The 16,807-nt window shown below is 67.4% G+C and carries 16 protein-coding genes and 1 pseudogene; 13 read left to right on the top strand and 4 right to left on the bottom strand.

Annotated elements, in window-relative coordinates:
• Window positions 1-89 precede the first annotated feature (89 nt).
• Window positions 90-1,259: a putative peptide maturation dehydrogenase gene (locus tag CEK69_RS10000; RefSeq protein WP_152245345.1), complete on the top strand. Its 1,170-nt coding sequence runs from the start codon at window positions 90-92 to the stop codon at window positions 1,257-1,259.
• Between the two features lie 56 nt (window positions 1,260-1,315).
• On the opposite strand, the gene CEK69_RS09995 is transcribed toward CEK69_RS10000, so the two are convergent.
• The gene (locus tag CEK69_RS09995) at window positions 1,316-1,705 is read right to left on the bottom strand and encodes an NHLP-related RiPP peptide (RefSeq protein WP_081616395.1); all 390 of its coding nucleotides are present in this window, start codon (window positions 1,703-1,705) and stop codon (window positions 1,316-1,318) included.
• 222 nt (window positions 1,706-1,927) lie between these two features.
• Here CEK69_RS09995 and CEK69_RS09990 point away from each other — a divergent pair.
• Window positions 1,928-2,224, top strand: a pseudogene (locus CEK69_RS09990) (nitroreductase family protein); the annotation flags it as partial.
• Window positions 2,225-2,242: 18 nt separating this feature from the next.
• Here the strand turns inward: CEK69_RS09990 and CEK69_RS09985 are convergent.
• Together CEK69_RS09985 and CEK69_RS09980 are read right to left on the bottom strand one after the other, a co-directional pair.
• On the bottom strand, window positions 2,243-2,749 hold the full coding sequence (locus CEK69_RS09985; protein WP_152245343.1) for a cupin: 507 nt from the start codon (window positions 2,747-2,749) through the stop codon (window positions 2,243-2,245).
• A gap of 131 nt (window positions 2,750-2,880) precedes the next feature.
• Window positions 2,881-4,503, bottom strand: coding sequence for a SulP family inorganic anion transporter (locus tag CEK69_RS09980; protein ID WP_152245341.1), 1,623 nt, complete (start codon window positions 4,501-4,503; stop codon window positions 2,881-2,883).
• A gap of 293 nt (window positions 4,504-4,796) precedes the next feature.
• Here CEK69_RS09980 and CEK69_RS09975 point away from each other — a divergent pair, with 293 nt between their 5' ends.
• The 4 genes from CEK69_RS09975 to CEK69_RS09960 all read left to right on the top strand — a co-directional run bounded on the left by CEK69_RS09975 (window position 4,797) and on the right by CEK69_RS09960 (window position 7,697).
• On the top strand, window positions 4,797-5,228 hold the full coding sequence (locus CEK69_RS09975; RefSeq protein ID WP_152245339.1) for a hypothetical protein: 432 nt from the start codon (window positions 4,797-4,799) through the stop codon (window positions 5,226-5,228).
• A 234-nt stretch (window positions 5,229-5,462) separates the two neighbouring features.
• Window positions 5,463-5,666, top strand: coding sequence for a hypothetical protein (locus tag CEK69_RS09970; protein WP_152245337.1), 204 nt, complete (start codon window positions 5,463-5,465; stop codon window positions 5,664-5,666).
• A 37-nt stretch (window positions 5,667-5,703) separates the two neighbouring features.
• Complete coding sequence (locus CEK69_RS09965; protein ID WP_152245335.1) at window positions 5,704-6,804, top strand: DUF3182 family protein; 1,101 nt, start codon at window positions 5,704-5,706, stop codon at window positions 6,802-6,804.
• Window positions 6,805-6,806: 2 nt separating this feature from the next.
• Window positions 6,807-7,697 (top strand): alpha/beta fold hydrolase, encoded by an 891-nt coding sequence (locus tag CEK69_RS09960; protein WP_017911877.1) that lies wholly within the window; start codon window positions 6,807-6,809, stop codon window positions 7,695-7,697.
• 252 nt (window positions 7,698-7,949) lie between these two features.
• Here CEK69_RS09960 and CEK69_RS09955 read toward each other — a convergent pair whose 3' ends face one another.
• Window positions 7,950-8,267, bottom strand: coding sequence for a hypothetical protein (locus CEK69_RS09955; RefSeq protein WP_152182349.1), 318 nt, complete (start codon window positions 8,265-8,267; stop codon window positions 7,950-7,952).
• A 324-nt stretch (window positions 8,268-8,591) separates the two neighbouring features.
• Here CEK69_RS09955 and CEK69_RS09950 point away from each other — a divergent pair, with 324 nt between their 5' ends.
• The 7 genes from CEK69_RS09950 to CEK69_RS09920 all read left to right on the top strand — a co-directional run bounded on the left by CEK69_RS09950 (window position 8,592) and on the right by CEK69_RS09920 (window position 16,796).
• A complete protein-coding gene (locus CEK69_RS09950; protein WP_152245333.1) occupies window positions 8,592-9,422 on the top strand; it encodes a p-hydroxycinnamoyl CoA hydratase/lyase in 831 nt (276 codons plus the stop codon).
• An 81-nt stretch (window positions 9,423-9,503) separates the two neighbouring features.
• A complete protein-coding gene (locus CEK69_RS09945) occupies window positions 9,504-11,369 on the top strand; it encodes a feruloyl-CoA synthase (protein WP_152245331.1) in 1,866 nt (621 codons plus the stop codon).
• A gap of 78 nt (window positions 11,370-11,447) precedes the next feature.
• Entirely contained in the window at window positions 11,448-12,854 is a 1,407-nt protein-coding gene (locus CEK69_RS09940) for an alginate export family protein (protein ID WP_226975114.1), read from the top strand.
• A 14-nt stretch (window positions 12,855-12,868) separates the two neighbouring features.
• On the top strand, window positions 12,869-14,191 hold the full coding sequence (locus CEK69_RS09935; RefSeq protein WP_152245329.1) for an MFS transporter: 1,323 nt from the start codon (window positions 12,869-12,871) through the stop codon (window positions 14,189-14,191).
• Window positions 14,192-14,329: 138 nt separating this feature from the next.
• On the top strand, window positions 14,330-14,806 hold the full coding sequence (locus CEK69_RS09930) for a MarR family transcriptional regulator (RefSeq protein ID WP_017908083.1): 477 nt from the start codon (window positions 14,330-14,332) through the stop codon (window positions 14,804-14,806).
• A gap of 232 nt (window positions 14,807-15,038) precedes the next feature.
• Window positions 15,039-16,001 (top strand): transporter, encoded by a 963-nt coding sequence (locus tag CEK69_RS09925; protein WP_081613532.1) that lies wholly within the window; start codon window positions 15,039-15,041, stop codon window positions 15,999-16,001.
• 27 nt (window positions 16,002-16,028) lie between these two features.
• On the top strand, window positions 16,029-16,796 hold the full coding sequence (locus CEK69_RS09920; protein ID WP_152235708.1) for a coniferyl-alcohol dehydrogenase: 768 nt from the start codon (window positions 16,029-16,031) through the stop codon (window positions 16,794-16,796).
• Window positions 16,797-16,807 lie beyond the last annotated feature (11 nt).

Genomic DNA, 16,807 nt, shown 5'->3' with positions numbered 1-16,807 from the left:
GGGTTCGAATCTTCAAGGTACGCGGTGTAACGCCTATCTATCGGCAGAGGCGAGATAAAGTTTAGCTATGAATTTGCAATGAGGATGCTATGAAGCTTCGCCGCTGCGCGATTGTATTTTTTGAGCCTAGGGAATCGGTCGATTTTGACTTGATGTCACTATTTTCTGGCGGCGCCGGCCTTAGTCGTCAGATCCGCTGGCTGGCGCTCGCACCACACCTGGATGATGAAGTGGAAGTCAATCAGGAAGAGAGGGAGATTTTGGGAAGTATCAGTCCAAGCGACTGGATAAATAAAAAATCCTTCGCTTCTCAGGCGATTGATTTGATTGACGCTCTTTTGAAGAAGGGTTTACTCGTCGGCGACACAAAAGCTCACAAGGCGATTCGGGATCGCGATGACGTCGTGCGCTCAGCGTATTGGTGGCCCGCTGCGGCCATGCTGCACAAGTTTTGTCGCTGGAAGGATCTTGACAGCGTCGCCTCCATGGAAGCCAACAAGTTGACCACTGCGCCGGAGTTGCGCGATAAACTTGGCCCGCCGCCTCCAGAAGTGATATCCAGATCTCATTCGGCGGGGGACATAGAACTTCCCAGGCTTGCGGCCGATGAGTACGAGAAGCTCATGGCGACTAGAGCGACGTGCAGAAATTTCGACCAGGAGAAAGAGCTTCCGATCGACATTTTTTCACGAATGATGCAGAGGGTGGTGATGGCCCAAGCAGTTGTTCGCCTTCAGGAAGATACTGCATTCGTAAAAAAGAATGTTCCTTCGGCTGGCGGATTGCATCCGACCGAGGTTTACTTAGTCATGCAGCGGGTAGAGGGCATTGCGCCGGGTCTCTACCACTATCATCCTGTTGAACATAAGTTGGAATTGCTTTCTATCCCATCCGTCTGTCTTGCCACCTTGACGACGGAGATGTTGGCGGGGCAACACTGGTTTGCGGGGGCGCATGTTCAGCTTATCCTTGCGCCTCGATACGCGCGCAGTTTCTGGAAGTATCGGTTTCATTCGAAAGCGTACCGCGCGGTAACACTGGATGTAGGTCATATCTCCCAGGCGATTTACTCTAGCGCAACACAGCTCGGACTAGGTGCCTTCGTGACCTCTGCTATAAACGACGTCAACGTCGAAAATGCGTTCGGACTTGATCCTTTGCTTGAGGGGCCGCTCGCCATTTGCGGATTTGGTTGGAGGTCAAAGTCGATGACGACGACTGAGTTTGATCCGCTTAACGAGGTATGGCTAGGTCGATAGCGGAGTCACGGGCGCGCCAGCTTTTGGCTGGCGCGCCCGCGAAGCCTTCGCTAGCTTCACTTCCTGAAGAAGGCTTCTACTCTGCCCGATTCCAAAGCATGAACAACCGTGTGAGTGCCTGCGCTCGTTAGGAATGCTCTGATGTCGTCTCTAGACCGAGAGATTTCTTTTTTGCTGGCCAATTTTCCGACAAGCAAGCATCGAAGAAAGGGCAAAAATTGGACTTCCTTGGTGCGATTTTCCGCCTTGTTGATCGCAAATACATGTCCAGCTTGGACAAGTCCAGCGACAGGATCTTTCTTGAAAAGTGCACGGAACTGATTGTCGGTGCTCAAGAGATCCAATAGGCGGTCAGCGACCTTCTCGTCAAGTGGAATTTTTCCCTGCAAAGGGCTTGTCGGGGAGGCCAGAGCCTCTTCATTTTGTTGCAATAAAGCTGTGCCCATACCCTTCCTCGATCAACGTTAGAGGTGTGTGCTTAGGTTGAACCTAGGCCATCTGATGCTAGACGGACTGTAGAGGATGTCAATTCATCTTCGCTCTGATCCGTCAAGTCTTCGGTCGGGGCATCCATTGCCGTTCTTACGTAGCAAAAAATATGTAATTTAGATCGCCAAGCTGATAAGCAAGCGATCCACATCCTGGCGCTTCTTGGTTGTCCTGATGGACTCAACCGGACGTTCTGTAAGTATCGCCAGCATGCCAAGGCCTATCGCGCGCTGACCCTGGACGTCGGCCACATCTCACAGGCGCTGTACTTCTCTGCCACCGATCTGGGGTTGGGCGCGTTCGTCACCTCCGCCATCAATGATGTCGATCTCGGCAAGGCGCTGGACCTGGATCCGATGCGCCAGAGCGTCATGGCGATCTGCGGCTTCGGCTGGCGCTCCGAGCACGCAGCGACGACCGAGTTCGATCCGGCGTGCGATGTCTGGGCGGCGGGGCCGACTTCGAGGCAAGCATGATCCCGTGCGACGACGCAGTCAGTCGACGTCGACTGGTCTCTTCCAATGCTTCAGCAACGGCCCCTCCGCCCCGAGCAATGGATCGCTGCTTGGAAAAGGCACGTTGGCGATCCGTTGCAGCATCTCGGCCGTAGGCGCTTCCCGGCAGATATCCCAATCCTGCCCGTCGGGATAGGCGCCGACGACCATGAAGTCGGCGCTGGCCGACAGCCGGCAATGGCCTGTCCCGGCCGGCAGTAGCAGCGCATCGCCGGCAGCGAGCGCGACCTCGATGCCGACCGGGCCGCCGAGCAGCACGCGGGCGCTGCCGCGGGCGACGCCGAGCATTTCGTGCGCGGTGGAATGGTAGTGGTGATAGTCGTAGATGCCGTCGCGCCATTGCGGGGGCCAGCCGTGCGCGGCGAAGCGGCGTTCGAAGCCGTCGGCGTCGAGGGTGCCGACGCACTGCCGGTAGTGCAGCACTGGCAGGAACGGGTGGTTGGGCACCCAGTCGTGTGGCGGCAGTTGCCAGTGGTCCAGTGACATCGGCGGATCTCCTGCATGGCCGTTAGCAGTTCGATGCTAATCGGCCGATGTCGTCGCCATGTCGGCACGCGGGACGGCGCGCGGCGTGACCGCGCGCTGCGCCGTGCCGACACGATCGTCCCGGCCGGGCCTCAATGCAGTGGAACGCTTTCCACGTCATCGCGCTGGTGTCTGCCCAGCCGCCCGACCATCGCTGCACTGTCCGGGTTCAGTCCCAGCACGTGGACTTGCGCGCCGTGGCGGCGAAATTTCATCACCACCTGGTCCAGCGCGCCGATCGCGCTGATGTCCCAGACATGCGCGTCGCTCAGGTCCAGGGTGACCCGCGTTGGCGCATGGGCGAAGTCGAAGGCACCGGCGAAGCCGCCGGCCGAGGCGAAGAACAGTTGGCCGCGGATGCGGTAGGTGTGGCCGCCATCGGCGTCCTCGCTGCGCGCGATGTGCAGCATGCGCCCGACCTTGCGCGCGAAGAACAGCGCCGACAGCAGCACGCCGGTGAGCACGCCGCGCGCCAGGTCGTGGGTGGCCACGGTCACCGCGACGGTGCCGAGCATCACCACGCTGGAACTGGTCGGATGGGTGCGCAATTGCGCCAGCGAGCGCCAGCTGAACGTGCCCACCGAGACCATGATCATCACCGCCACCAGCGCGGCCATCGGGATCTGCCGCACCCAGGCGCCGGCGAACACCACCAGCAGCAACAGCACGCTGCCGGCGATCAATGCGGACAGGCGGCCGCGCCCGCCGGACTTCACGTTGATCACCGATTGCCCGATCATCGCGCAGCCGGCCATGCCGCCGAACAAGCCGCTGACGATGTTGGCCACGCCCTGGCCCACGCATTCGCGGTTCTTGTCGCTGGGCGTGTCGGTCATGTCGTCGACGATCTGCGCGGTCATCATCGACTCGAGCAGGCCGACCACCGCCATCGTCGCCGATACCGGAAACACGATCCGCAGCGTCTCCAGCGTCCACGGCACGCTCGGCAGCAGCAGGCTGGGCAGGCGATCGGGCAGTTGCCCCTTGTCGCCGACGGTGGGCACGTGGATGCCGAAGTACAGCGCCAGCCCGGTCAGCAGCACGATCGCCACCAGCGGCGGCGGCACCGCCAGGCCACGCGTCCAGCGGTGCCCGAGCAGCAGCACTGTGGCACCGCCCACGGCGACCGGCAGCAGCGTCCACGGCGCCATGCTGCCTGCCGTTAGGGCCGCGCCCAGCACCAGCAACCACAGGCCGATGCCGGGAAAGCTGCGCTGCGACAGCCAGGGCAGGCCGTAGATCAGCAGCAGGCCCAGCGCCACCAGCGGATACACCGGCACCGGTACGCCGATCAGCTCGGGCAGTTGCGCCATGAAGATCAGGATCGCCAGCGCATTGACGAAGCCGGTGATCACCGAGCGCGAGACGAAGCGCATCAGCGCGCCGAGCTTGAACAGCCCGGCCAGGATCTGCAGCACGCCGGTCAGCAGCGTGGCCGCGAGCAGATAGGGCACGCCGTGCTCTTTGACCAGGCCGATCATCAGCAACGCCATCGCGCCGGTGGCGGCGGAAATCATGCCGGGGCGCCCGCCGGCGAAGGCGATGGTCACGCAGATGCAGAAGGCGGCATAGAGGCCGATTTTGGGATCGACGCCGGCGATGATCGAGAACGCGATCGCCTCGGGAATCAGCGCCAATGCCACGACCAGGCCGGCGAGCACGTCGCCACGGAGATTGCCGCACCAAGACTGGCGCAGGGAAGAGGAAAATTTCAAGGTAAACGCTCCCGACACCGCCCTGTCGCAGGGCAGCGCTCGCTGTATGCAATGGAAAACCAACAACTTGCGGCCTGCCGTCGAGGCGGGCCGATGCAAGCTGCGGGTGTCAGGGTGGCGTCATGGGAAGCGCGTAGTGAGAGAGCGGCGCGAGCAGGCGCGCGGCCAGTATACGCGATGGCTGCCGCCGCGCCCGTTGTGACCGCCTGTACGCTGCCGCCGCACGACTCACGTTGCGCTCACTTTCGCCGCGCAGAATGTGCGGATCGCAACGCCGTATCGTGGAGTCGGTCATGCAGGATCTTCGCATCGATCATGTCGATGGCGCCTTGTCCGCCCTGGACCAGGCCGACCCGCAGTACAAGGCCGCGCTGTGGCAATGGGCGTGCCTGGAAATGCTGCACGAAACGCTCACTGCCATGCACCAGCTCTCGCACCGCGCCGGCGTGGCCGAGCTGGTCGCCGACGCCTGGCTGGCCCCGGTCGACGTCATCGCCCCGGAGCAGCCCTTCCTGGAGCGCGCCGCGCTGGCCGATCCGCGCGTGCAGGCCTTCGCACTGGCACTGAATGCGGCAGCATCGCGGCAGTCGCGCGCCGACTTGTGGCGCAGCGGCTATGCCAGCGCGGTGCAGGCCACCTTGCAGGGCATGCAGGCGCTGGCCGGCAAGCACCGGATCGATGCCCGCTTGCCCGCTCACCATGCCACGGCGACGGCGGCGGTCTGAGTACGGTGTCGACCACAGCGTTCGTGCGTTGCTGCGCTGACGATCGACCGTGATGACGCTATTGCTCGCACCGACTGTGTGCTCGCACTGAGTCGTCTTTACCGCAAGCGCGACGCGCATCGCCGACGCGATGATGCGGTTGACCGGACGCGGCCGGCCCTGGTTTTCGCGCGATGACACGCGCACCACATCGCGTTCACCCCCATGCGACAGCCCGCGCGACAGCCTTGCGCCATGCGTCACGACGACCGCCACTCTGCGGCCCCTCCTTCCGGGTCCGCGCCCCAGCATCGACACGCGCGCGATGCCAGCGGCACGTCCGAAGCCGCTGCCTGGTGGCGGCAACTGCGCGCCAGCCGCTGGCTGCGCGTAGTTGCCGCGCTGCTGGCGCTGGCCGCGGCCGCCGTGTTGCTGCTGCAGTGGTACGACCATGGCTGAGGCAGCGCGTCTTTCCAATCCGCACGGAGCGTTCCGCATGGCCCGATCCACCGTGCATGCCAATGTCCGCGCCTGCCAGGTGCGGGAGACCGTGTCCGGGGGCCACGAGGCAGCCACGCATGCCTGGGTGGTCGCCGAAGTGGGGCGGCTGATGCACCTGCCCGTGCACGACGAGCGCTGTGCCGCCGGTGCGGGCGCGTTCTGCGTGCCCGACGACACCCTGACCACCGCGCAGGCCGAGCAGCTCGGCGTGCACGCGGCGGCCGATCTGCTGGGCGGCGTGGTGCCGTACGCCTTCGTCGCCACCAAGGCGATCAGCCATCCGCTGATCGAGATCGATGCGCAGTCACCTGACGGGTGGCAGCCCGACCTGGGCGCGGCGCTGGCGTCCGCCACGCTGCCGGGCTACGCCGCCTTCAGCGCTGCCGATGCCCGACGCGCGTACGCGCGTTTGTGCGACGGCGGCCCGGTGCGGCTGAAGCTGCCGCACGGCGTCGGTGGGCTCGGGCAGGCGCTGCTCGGCGACGCGCAGGCGCTGGATACGGCGCTGGCGACACTGCCCGCGCATGCGTTGCGCGAGCATGGGGTGGTGCTGGAACGGCACCTGCAGCAGCCGACCACTTTCAGCGTCGGCGAAACGCACTGCGCCGGCATCACCATCGCCTACTGCGGCACGCAGTCGGTCACCCGCGACGGCAGCGGCCGCGAGGCGTACGGCGGCTCGGAACTGCAGGTGATCCGCGGCACCCTCGACACACTGCTGGAGCAGCCGTTGCCGCCGCGCCAGCGCACCGCGGTGATGAAGGCACGCGACTACGACCGGCTGGTGGCTGCGGCCTATCCGGGCTTCTATGCGTCGCGCCGCAACTACGACGTGATCGAGGGGCTGCTTGCCGATGGCAGCATTGCCTGCGGCGTCCTCGAGCAGTCCTGGCGCGTCGGCGGCGCCACGCCGGCGGAACTGGCCGCGGTCGCTGCGTTCCAGCAGTCGCCGACGCTGCAACGCGTGGTCGCCGCCACCGTCGAGCGCTATGGCGCGCATCCGCCGCCGCCGGCCGGGGCGCAGGTGTACTACGTGGGCGAAGAGCCGCGCACCGGCCTGCTGACCAAGTACCGCTACATGCGCAGCGTGACCTGACCATGGAAGCCGAACTTTCCAGCATCGACATCCCGGTCGACGGCGCGGCGCTCAGCGGCACCTTGCTGACCCCGACCAGCCGCCTGCCCGGCGTGCTGTTCGTGCACGGCTGGGGTGGCAATCAGCATCACAACCTGGTGCGCGCGCGCGAAGCGGCCGGCCTGGGTTGCGTGTGCCTGACCTTCGACCTGCGTGGCCACGAAGGCCTGGCGGCGATGCGCGAGACGGTGACGCGCGCGCAGAACCTGGACGACATCAAGGCCGCCTACGATCGCCTGGCGGCGTCGCCGCACGTGGATCCGGACGCGATCGCGGTCGTTGGGCTGAGCTACGGCGGTTACCTGGCCGCGTTGCTGACGCTGGAGCGGCCGGTGGAGTGGCTGGCCCTGCGCTCGCCGGCGCTGTACAAGGACGCGCACTGGGACGGGCCGAAGGTCGCGCTGAACCGCGATCCCGATCTGATGCCCTACCGCAACCGCGTGGTGACGCCGGCGGACAACCGCGCCCTGGCGGCCTGCCAGCGCTATCGCGGCGATGTGCTGCTGGTGGAGGCCGAACGCGACACCATCGTGCCGAGCCAGGTACTGCACAACTACGCGGCAGCGTTCTCCAACGCGCGCTCGCTGACCACGCGCATGATCGCCGGCGCCGATCACGCGCTGACCGAGAAGGCGCACCAGGCCGCCTATACGCGCCACCTGATCGACTGGCTGACCGATATGGTGATCGGGCGCCGCGTGGCCCTGGCCAGCCGCGTGGTCGAACAGCGCAAGCAACGCCTCAAGCGCAGCGAGGGCGAGGCGGCGACGGCGCCCGGCAAGGGATCGAACGCGTTCCATGGGCGCCTGGAAGCGAAGGAGCACAGCGCCTCGCCACCCGCTTCGTCGCGTTGAGGCGCATGCGGTGCCGGATGCGTGCAACAGCAACACGCGGCGCACGCCGCGGTGTGCCGAGCGCGCGATGGGCTGCTATCCGGTTGTCGCCGCTGCGCCGGGAGACGGCGCTTCGGGGGCGCCTTCCATCGCGACCGAAGACGCAGCGTAGGAGCAGCGTTGGCCGCGACAGGCATTCCCCGTAACGCCCGTCGCGACCGACGCCGCTCCTGCCCTGGCAACGACGATATGCCGGGCTGCGCTGGGCGCTGTTCAGTGCCGCCGCCCCGAATGCGCCAGGTGCTGCCAGGCATGCCGCACCAGCCAGCGCGCCTCGTCCCACGGCACCGACAGCATCGGCGCGCACTGGTGATAAGCGTCCTGCAGCACGCGGTACAGCTGCGCCTCGTTGGCGCGCGGGTAGGCCAGGTACACGTCATAACCGATCTTCAGCAGTTGCGCGTAGTCGGCGAAGCCCTGGCGGCCGAGACGGCCCTCGGCATGGGCCTGCTGCCAGTACGCCATCTCGGCGTCCAGATCGATGCTGACGCGAGCGTGGGTCGGTTGGTCAAGCGCGGAGACGGTGTGCATCACATCACCCCGGTGTCGACGGAACCCCTGTGGGCTGGATGCTAACCCGGGACTGAACGCCCCCTGTGAGCATTGCGTTCGCTGGGCGTGAAGGCTCGCGGTGATGCGGTGGCGGATCCAAGGTCCTGGGATGGCTTGCTCCCTTCGCGAGTCCAAAGAATTCGTATCGCGGTTGCTGTCCCCGCCCATGGGCGGGCCGCCATGCTCCCGCCACAGCGCCGCCCGCCATGCTGCACTGCAGCTTGCGCCGAAATAATGATGATCTATAACTATTATCAGTCCTAAGTGATCCGCTCTCTCCCCCCTCCCCATGCAGGCCTATCCATGAGCAGCTACCAAGACCGCTGGCAGACCGTCCAGGTCGAGATCGACGCAGGCATCGCCTGGGTCATCCTGAACCGGCCGGACAAGCGCAACGCGATGAGTCCCACCCTCAATCGCGAAATGATCGACGTGCTGGAGACGCTGGAGCTGGACAGCAGCGCCGAGGTGCTGGTGCTGACCGGCGCCGGCGAATCCTGGTCGGCCGGCATGGATCTGAAGGAATACTTCCGCGAGACCGACGGCAAGGAAGAGATCGTGCAGGAGCGCATGCGCCGCGACTGCTCGCAGTGGCAGTGGCGCCTGCTGCGCTTCTACAGCAAGCCGACCATCGCCGCGGTCAACGGCTGGTGCTTCGGCGGCGCGTTCTCGCCGCTGGTCGCCTGCGACCTGGCCATCGCCGCGGACGAAGCGGTGTTCGGGTTGTCGGAGATCAACTGGGGCATTCCCCCGGGCAACCTGGTCAGCAAGGCTGTCGCCGACACCATGGGTCACCGCAACGCCATGCTCTACATCATGACCGGGCGCACCTTCACCGGCACCGAGGCGGCGCAGATGGGCCTGGTCAACGCCAGCGTGCCGCGCGCGCAGCTGCGTGAGGAAGTGACCAAGCTGGCGCAGGAACTGCAGCAGAAGAACCCAGTGGTGCTGCGCTTCGCCAAGCACGGCTTCAAGCGCTGCCGCGAGCTGACCTGGGAGCAGAACGAGGACTACCTGTACGCCAAGGTCGACCAGTCCAATCACCGCGATCCCGAGAAGGGCCGGCAACAGGGCCTGAAGCAATTCCTGGACGACAAAACCATCAAGCCCGGTCTGCAGACCTACAAGCGCTGACCCGTCGCGTCGCCTGCGGCCCCGCGGGGCCGCGGTGGCGTTGCCGCACGCCGTGCCGTCTCTCTCCCCCGGATGGTTCCGATGAATGCCGCTGAGTCCGTTGCCACCGCCGCGCGCTACCGTCCTGTCGGACTGAGCCACGCGGATACCGAGGTCCACCGCGATGCCGACGGCGTGCTGCGCCTGCGCGCGCGCGAACCGCTGGCGCCGCTGCCCAGGCACCTGCTGCAGCGCCTGCAGCACTGGGCGCTGCACACCCCCGATGCCACCTTCGTGGCGCAGCGCGACGACGCCGGGCAGTGGCGGCGCCTGAGCTACGCGCAGATGCTCGAGCGCACCCGCCGCATCGCCGCGCATCTGCTGGACATGGGCCTGTCGGCGCAACGGCCGCTGGCGATCCTGTCCGGCAACGACCTGGAGCACCTGCAGCTCGCGTTCGCGGCGATGTACGCCGGCATCCCGTACTGCCCGGTGTCGCCGGGCTATGCGTTGCTGTCGCGCGATTTCGCCAAGCTGCGGCATGTGGCCGAGGTGCTGCGCCCAGGCCTGCTGTTCGCCAGCGACGGCGCCGCGTTCGCCCCGGCGATCGCGGCGGTGTTCCCCACCGATGTCCCGGCGGTGTGCGTGCGTGGCACCGTGGGGGATCGTGCCTGCCTGCGTTTCGAGGATCTGCTGGCGCCGCGTGCGCTGGACGCCGCCGATGCCGCCTTCGCGGCCTGCGGCCCCGACAGCATCGCCAAGTTCCTGTTCACCTCCGGCTCCACCCTGCTGCCCAAGGCGGTGATCACCACCCAGCGCATGCTGTGCGCGAACCAGCAGATGCTGCTGCAGACCTTTCCGGTGCTCGGGCAGACGCCGGTGCTGGTCGACTGGCTGCCGTGGAACCACACCTTCGGCGGCAGCCACAACATCGGCATCGCCCTGTACAACGGCGGCAGCTTCTACCTCGACGACGGCAAGCCGACCCCGGCGCTGTTCGAGCAGACCCTGCGCAACCTGCGCGAGATCGCGCCCACCGTGTACCTGAGCGTGCCGCGCGGCTGGGAACAACTGGCGCAGGCGCTGGAACAGGATGCGGCGCTGCGCGAGACGTTCCTGTCGCGCATGCGCATGTTCTTCTTCGCCGCCGCGGCGCTGTCGCAGGAAGTGTGGGACCGCCTGGAGCGCATCGCCGAGGCGCATTGCGGCGAGCGCATCCGCATGCTCGCCGGCCTGGGCATGACCGAATGCGCGCCGTCGTGCACCTTCACCCACGGCACCAGCAATACCCCCGGCGACGTCGGCGTGCCGGCGCCGGGCTGCGAGGTCAAGCTGGTGCCGGTCGGCGACAAGCTGGAAGCGCGCTTCCGCGGGCCGCACGTGATGCCGGGTTACTGGAACGCGCCGCAGCAGACCGCCGAGGCCTTCGACGAGGAAGGCTTCTATCGCTCCGGCGACGCGCTCAAGCCGATCGATCCGCAGCATCCCGAGCGCGGCCTGTTGTTCGACGGACGCCTGGCCGAGGACTTCAAGCTGTCTTCCGGCGTGTTCGTCAGCGTCGGCCCGTTGCGTACACGCGTGCTGATGGAAGGCGCCGCGTACGTGCAGGACGTGGTGGTCACCGGCACCGACCGCGACGCCATCGGCCTGCTGCTGTTCCCGCGGCTGGACGCGCTGCAGGCGCTGTCCGGGCTGCCGGCGCAGGCCGAGACGGCGCAGGTGCTGCAGGCGCCGCCTGTGCGCGCCTGGCTGCAGCGGCTGCTCGACACGCTCAACCGCAGCGCCACCGGCAGCGCCAGCCATGTCGCGCGCGCGGCGTGGCTGGAGCTGCCGCCGAACCTGGAGGCGGGCGAAATCACCGACAAGGGGTCGATCAACCAGCGCAACGTGCTGCGCGCGCGGGCTGAGCTGGTCGAACAGCTCTACGCCGGCACCGCACCGGGCGCGGTGGCGGCGCCGCCGTCATGACCGCGCCACTCGGCCGCGCGACCGGATAGCGGACCGCGCTCCTTCGCACCACTGGCTTCGAGACTTGGGAGGGAATCGATGACTGTGCCTCTTGCGCGCGCGCGGCGTGCGCCCCGTACCGTGTGCCTGGCAATGTTGTGCAGCGTCGGCTGCGCCCAGGCCGATGCCGAACCCAACGGCCCGCAGGGCAAGCTGCTGGCCGATCAGGAAGACTATTCGGCGCTGGCCGAGCGTCCGCGCCAGGGCTGGGAGAAGTGGAAGTACCTCCCGCTCGGCGACGGCTGGCTCAGCCTCGGCGGCGAGAGCCGCACGCTGTACGACTATCGCGAGCACGCCGGCTTCGGCCGCTTCGCCACCGATCCGCACGGCTATGCGCAGCAGCGCCTGCGCTTGTGGGCCGACTACCGGCCGTCGGCGTATGTGCGTCTGTTCGGCGAACTCGCCGACAGCCGCGTCGCCGGCCTGCAGACGCGGCCAGTGCAGGCCACCGACCGCAACCCGCTGGACCTCGCGCAGGGGTTCGTCGAACTGTCCGACGGGCAGAAGGCGCCGGCCTGGCGCCTGCGCGCCGGCCGCCAGCAGATCGCCTACGCCTGGCAGCGCCTGCTCGATCCGCGCGACCCGGCCAATTCGCGCATGCCGTTCGATGCGGTGCGGCTGCTGACCCGGCAGCCGCGCTGGAGCGGCGGCCTGCTGTGGGGGCGCCCGGTGCTGACCCGCACCGGCAGCTTCGACGACCGTGCCAACCGCGACCAGCGCCTGTGGGGCGCACACGCCGAAGTGCCGCTGTCGCCCAGCCAGCCGAAGGCGGCGCTGCTGGAGACGCTGTACCTGGACACCGTGCAGGACGGGCGCCGTTACGGCGGCGTGGTCGGCGAGGAGCATCGGCACACCTTGTCCACGCGCCTGAGCGGCGCCGTGCAGGGCTGGGACTACGACCTGGAGCTGATCGGCCAGCGCGGCCATTTCGCCGGCCAGCGCGTGCGCGCCTGGCAGGGCACGCTGTTCGGCGGCTACACCTTCGCCACGACGACGTGGTCGCCGCGCCTGGGCTGGCGCATGGAGGTGTCTTCCGGCGACCGCGATCCGCGCGATGGCGAACTGAACACCTTCAATGGCCTGTACGCGCGCGCCTCGGTGTTCGACGGCAGCATGATCAGCAGCAACGTGCGCGCCATCGGCCCGGAACTGGTGCTGCGTCCCAGCGAGCGGCTGTGGATCGACATGTACGTGCTCAAGCTGCAGCGGCAGAGCCTGCACGACGGCGTGTACGCGGCCGGCTGGCGGGTGCTGCAGCCGGGCGACGCCAACGATGCGCGCGACATCGGCACGCGCTCGGTGCTGTGGGTGAAGTACCGATTCAACGCCTTCGCCAGCCTGGACGTGTACGCCCACTACACCCAGGCCGGGCCGTTCCTGCGCGAGGGACCGGTGCGCGGCCGCGACTCCTTCTACATCGCCCCCTTCCTGACCCTGCGCTTCTGAGCCGGAGCCTTTCCATGCGCGATCCGCTGCCATCGCCTGCGCCGTACCGCCCGCTGTATGCGTGGTACGTCACCATCGTGCTGTTGCTGGCCTACACGCTGTCCTTCGTCGACCGGCAGATCCTCGGATTGCTGGTGCAGCCGATCAAGCGCGACCTGCAGCTGTCCGACTCGGCCTTCAGCCTGGTCCATGGCTTCGCCTTCGCGGTGTTCTACACGCTGATCGGGGTGATGCTGGGCCGCGTCGCCGACCGCCGCAACCGCCGCAACCTGATTGTGCTCGGCGTGGTGGTATGGATCGCGGCGACCGCGGCCGGCGCCTACGTCACCAGCTTCTTCACCTTGTTCCTGGCGCGGGTGTTCGTTGGCGTCGGCGAGGCCTCGCTGTCGCCGGCGGCGTACTCGATGCTGGCCGACTACTTCCCGCCGGAAAAGCGCGCGCGGGCGATGAGCGTGTACACCTCCGGCGTCTACATCGGCTCGGCGGCGGCGTTCATCGTCGGTGGCCTGGTGATCGCGGCCACCAGCAAGGAGAGCACGGTGGTGCTGCCGCTGCTGGGCAGCTTCCGGCCCTGGCAGGCGGCCTTCATCCTGGTCGCGCTGCCCGGGCTGGCGGTGATCGCGCTGATGGCCACGGTGCGCGAGCCGGCGCGGCGCGAGCAGGCCGCGGCAGTGCCCAGCGTGCGCCCGGACCTGAGCCACCTGCGCGACAACGCGCGGGTGTACGTGGCGCTGTTCCTGGCCAACGGCGTGATCGCGATGATCACCTTCGGCATCACCGCCTGGTTGCCGGCCACCTTCATCCGCCGCTGGCAGTGGACCCCGGGCGAGATCGGCCCGGCCTACGGCATCATCATCCTCACCTTCGGCATCGCCGGCATGCTGTTCAGCGGCTTTCTGGCCGACCGCCTGGCCGCGCGCGGCAGCCGCGACGCGGCACTGAAGATCTCGCTGGTCGGCGCCGTGCTGCTGGTGATCAGCAGTGCGCTGTTCGCGGTGGCACCAGGGCCGTGGCCGGCGCTGGCGGCGATCGCGCTGACCACGTTCGTGCTGGGCATGCCGGTGGCGCTGGCGCCGGCGATCCTGCAGGCGGTCACGCCGAACCGGCTGCGCGGCCAGGTCACCTCGATCTACCTGCTGCTGGTCAACCTGATCGGACTGGGCCTGGGGCCGTACCTGGTGGCGCTGGGCACCGACCACGTACTCGCCGACGAGCGCCAGGTCGGGCTGTCGCTGGGCGTGGTGTGCATGGGTGCGGCGCTGCTCGGCGCGCTGTGCCTGTGGACCGCCGCCGCGCCGTACCGGGCGCTGCTGCGGCGCGTGGACGCGGCGTTGTGACCATGCGCGGCCATGCCCCTACAATGCAATGGCGACGGCACCGCCGGCCGGCGCCGACGGATGCGTGCGCAGCCGCCGTGACCTGGCCGCAGGACGCCCCATGCAGGAAGCGCAGTGAGTTCGAAACCGAGTCTCGAGATGTCCAACAGCGCGTTGCCCGCCGATCCGCACACGGCGGACAGCGTGGACCAGCGGCGCCTGACCAGCCTGATCGGCTACCGCATCACCCGCACCGAACTGCAGGTGCGGCGGCTGTTCCAGGACTGCGTGCGCGCTTTCGAGCTGAAGCCGGTGGAGTATTCGCTGCTGGTGCTGGTGGACGCCAATCCCGGCATCAACCAGCGGCAGCTGGGCGAGGTGTTGAGCGTGTCGCCGCCGAACCTGGCGATCGTGGTCGCGCGCCTGGTCAAGCGCAAACTGCTGCGACAGGTGCGCGGGCGCCAGGACCGGCGCATGCAGCACCTGCATCTGACCGCCGCCGGCACGGCGCTGCTGGCGCAGGCCGAAGCCGAAGTGGTGCGCATGGAGCAGCAGCTCGGCACCGCGCTCGGCGCGACCTCGGCACGCGCGCTGCTGCAGGCGCTGGACCGGCTGGACGCACTCGACCGCCTGTAGCGGCCCCCTGCGGCGCGGCTGGTTCTTGCCGCCCGCCCTTCTTTCTCGCTGATTCCCGACCCGCCGCCAGCGTCCCGCTGACGGCGCGCGTCGCCGCGTGGTCGCGCCCTGCGCGCGCTGCGTGTTCGCGTTCCTGTCCCCCCGCACCCCGCCGTTCCCCTTTCGCTTGGAGTGCCTGCCCGTGAAGCGTGTCCGCTACCGTGTCCCCTCGTCGCCGCGTGCCCGTGCGCGCCTGTCTCTGCTCGCCGTGCTGGCCATCGCCTGGGTCGCCCCAGCGGCCGCGCAATCGGTGCCGCAGAGCGCCACCCTGCCGACCGGTATCAATACCGGCGGCACCAGTTTCTTCGACGGTTTCAGCAAGCCCAACCCGGGCTGGACCGCGATCCAGTACCTGCGCCGCTACGACTTCGACGCGATCAAGGACGCGCACGGCGACGACGTGCCGGTGTTTCGCGATCCGCACATCGGCTCCTCGGTGTGGGTGACCCAGGTGGCCTACCTCAGCGACTACAAGCTGTTCGGCGGCTCCCTCGGCATCACCGCACTGGCGGCGCTGGTCGATCTGGATACGTCGTTCGCGTACGACAGCCCGGTGGCGCTGCGCGACAACGGCGCCGGCCTGGGCGACCTGACCATCGGCCCCTACCTGCAGATGGCACCGGTGATCCGCAATGGCCGCCCGGTGTTCTCGCAACGCTTCGAACTGGATGTGCTGGCGCCGATCGGCAAGTTCGACCGCAACCGCGACGTCAACCAGGGCGCGGGCTACTGGTCGGTGCTGCCGAGCTGGGCCTTCAGCATCCTGCCGACGCCGCGCTGGGAAATCAGCGGACGGCTTAACTACATTTACAACTTCCGCGCCGACAAGGCCTCCAACGTGCCGCAGGGCGACGGCTTCGTGTTCCGCAACGGCCAGGCCGGCGACGCCGCCTGGCTCAACTTCGCCAGTTCGCTGGAAGTGGTCAAGGACCTGCACCTGGGCATCAACGGCTACTACCTCAAGCAGTTGCGCGACAACCGCACCAATGGCGAACGCGTCGCCGACAGCAAGCAGACCCAGTTCTACCTGGGCCCCGGCCTGTCCTGGCGGATCGACCAGAAGAACATCTTCAACGCCAACTTCTACATGCCGGTGGAGGTCAAGAACGCGCCCTCCGGCCACAACGTCAACGTCCAGTACATCCACGTCTTCTGACCAACTTCGCAACGGACACGCGCTGCCATGAACCTGCACAACAAGACAATCCTCGTTACCGGCGTGGCCTCCGGCATCGGCGCCGAGGTCGCGCGCCTGGCGCGCTTCCACGGCGCCACCGTGATCGGCATCGACCGCCAGCCGGTCAACATGACCCTGCACGGCTTCCACCAGGCCGATCTGGGCGACCCGGCCTCGATCGACGCGCTGGTGGCGCAGCTGCCCGAGCGCATCGATGCGCTGGCCAACATCGCCGGCGTGCCCGGCACCGCGCCGGTGGACGTGGTGGCGAAGGTCAACTACCTGGGCCTGCGCCACCTCAGCCAGGCGTTGCTGCCGCGCATCGTGCCCGGCGGCAGCATCATCAACATCGCCTCCATCCTCGGCGCCGAGTGGCCGCAGCGGCTGGACCTGCACAAGCAATTGGCCGCCGCCGACAGCTACGCCGCCGGCAGCGACTGGCTGGCAGCGCATCCGGTGCCGCAGGCGACCTGCTACCAGTACTTCAAGGAAGCGCTGATCGTGTGGACGCTGCTGCGCTCGCGCGACTGGTTCGCCGCGCATTCGGTACGGGTCAACAGCGTCGCGCCCGGCCCGGTGTTCACGCCGATCCTGGGCGATTTCGTCACCATGCTCGGGCCCGAGCGGGTCCAGGCCGATGCCGGCAAGATGAAGCGCCCGGCCTATGCCGACGAGGTCGCCGAAGCGGTGGTGTTCCTCGCCTCCGATGCGGCGCGCTGGATCAACGGCGTCAACCTGCCGGTGGATGGCGGCCTGGCCGCCACCGCCCTCTGAACGACTCTTTC

The sequence above is a fragment of the Xanthomonas sp. LMG 12462 genome (assembly GCF_009192885.1).
GTDB classification, from domain to species: Bacteria; Pseudomonadota; Gammaproteobacteria; order Xanthomonadales; family Xanthomonadaceae; genus Xanthomonas_A; species Xanthomonas_A sontii.
Note: the sequence above shows the minus strand (reverse complement) of the source record. Positions and strands in the feature narration are given on the sequence as shown.

Bases quoted from the DNA above. Each gene is read 5' to 3' on its own strand.
- CEK69_RS10000 (WP_152245345.1), top strand. From the start codon at position 90: ATGAAGCTTCGCCGCTGCGCGATTGTATTTTTTGAGCCTAGGGAATCG.
- CEK69_RS09995 (WP_081616395.1), bottom strand. From the start codon at position 1,705: ATGGGCACAGCTTTATTGCAACAAAATGAAGAGGCTCTGGCCTCCCCG.
- CEK69_RS09960 (WP_017911877.1), top strand. From the start codon at position 6,807: ATGGAAGCCGAACTTTCCAGCATCGACATCCCGGTCGACGGCGCGGCG.
- CEK69_RS09970 (WP_152245337.1), top strand. From the start codon at position 5,463: ATGCGTCACGACGACCGCCACTCTGCGGCCCCTCCTTCCGGGTCCGCG.
- CEK69_RS09935 (WP_152245329.1), top strand. From the start codon at position 12,869: ATGCGCGATCCGCTGCCATCGCCTGCGCCGTACCGCCCGCTGTATGCG.
- CEK69_RS09950 (WP_152245333.1), top strand. From the start codon at position 8,592: ATGAGCAGCTACCAAGACCGCTGGCAGACCGTCCAGGTCGAGATCGAC.
- CEK69_RS09930 (WP_017908083.1), top strand. From the start codon at position 14,330: ATGTCCAACAGCGCGTTGCCCGCCGATCCGCACACGGCGGACAGCGTG.
- CEK69_RS09955 (WP_152182349.1), bottom strand. From the start codon at position 8,267: ATGCACACCGTCTCCGCGCTTGACCAACCGACCCACGCTCGCGTCAGC.
- CEK69_RS09945 (WP_152245331.1), top strand. From the start codon at position 9,504: ATGAATGCCGCTGAGTCCGTTGCCACCGCCGCGCGCTACCGTCCTGTC.
- CEK69_RS09940 (WP_226975114.1), top strand. From the start codon at position 11,448: ATGACTGTGCCTCTTGCGCGCGCGCGGCGTGCGCCCCGTACCGTGTGC.
- CEK69_RS09920 (WP_152235708.1), top strand. From the start codon at position 16,029: ATGAACCTGCACAACAAGACAATCCTCGTTACCGGCGTGGCCTCCGGC.
- CEK69_RS09975 (WP_152245339.1), top strand. From the start codon at position 4,797: ATGCAGGATCTTCGCATCGATCATGTCGATGGCGCCTTGTCCGCCCTG.
- CEK69_RS09965 (WP_152245335.1), top strand. From the start codon at position 5,704: ATGGCCCGATCCACCGTGCATGCCAATGTCCGCGCCTGCCAGGTGCGG.
- CEK69_RS09985 (WP_152245343.1), bottom strand. From the start codon at position 2,749: ATGTCACTGGACCACTGGCAACTGCCGCCACACGACTGGGTGCCCAAC.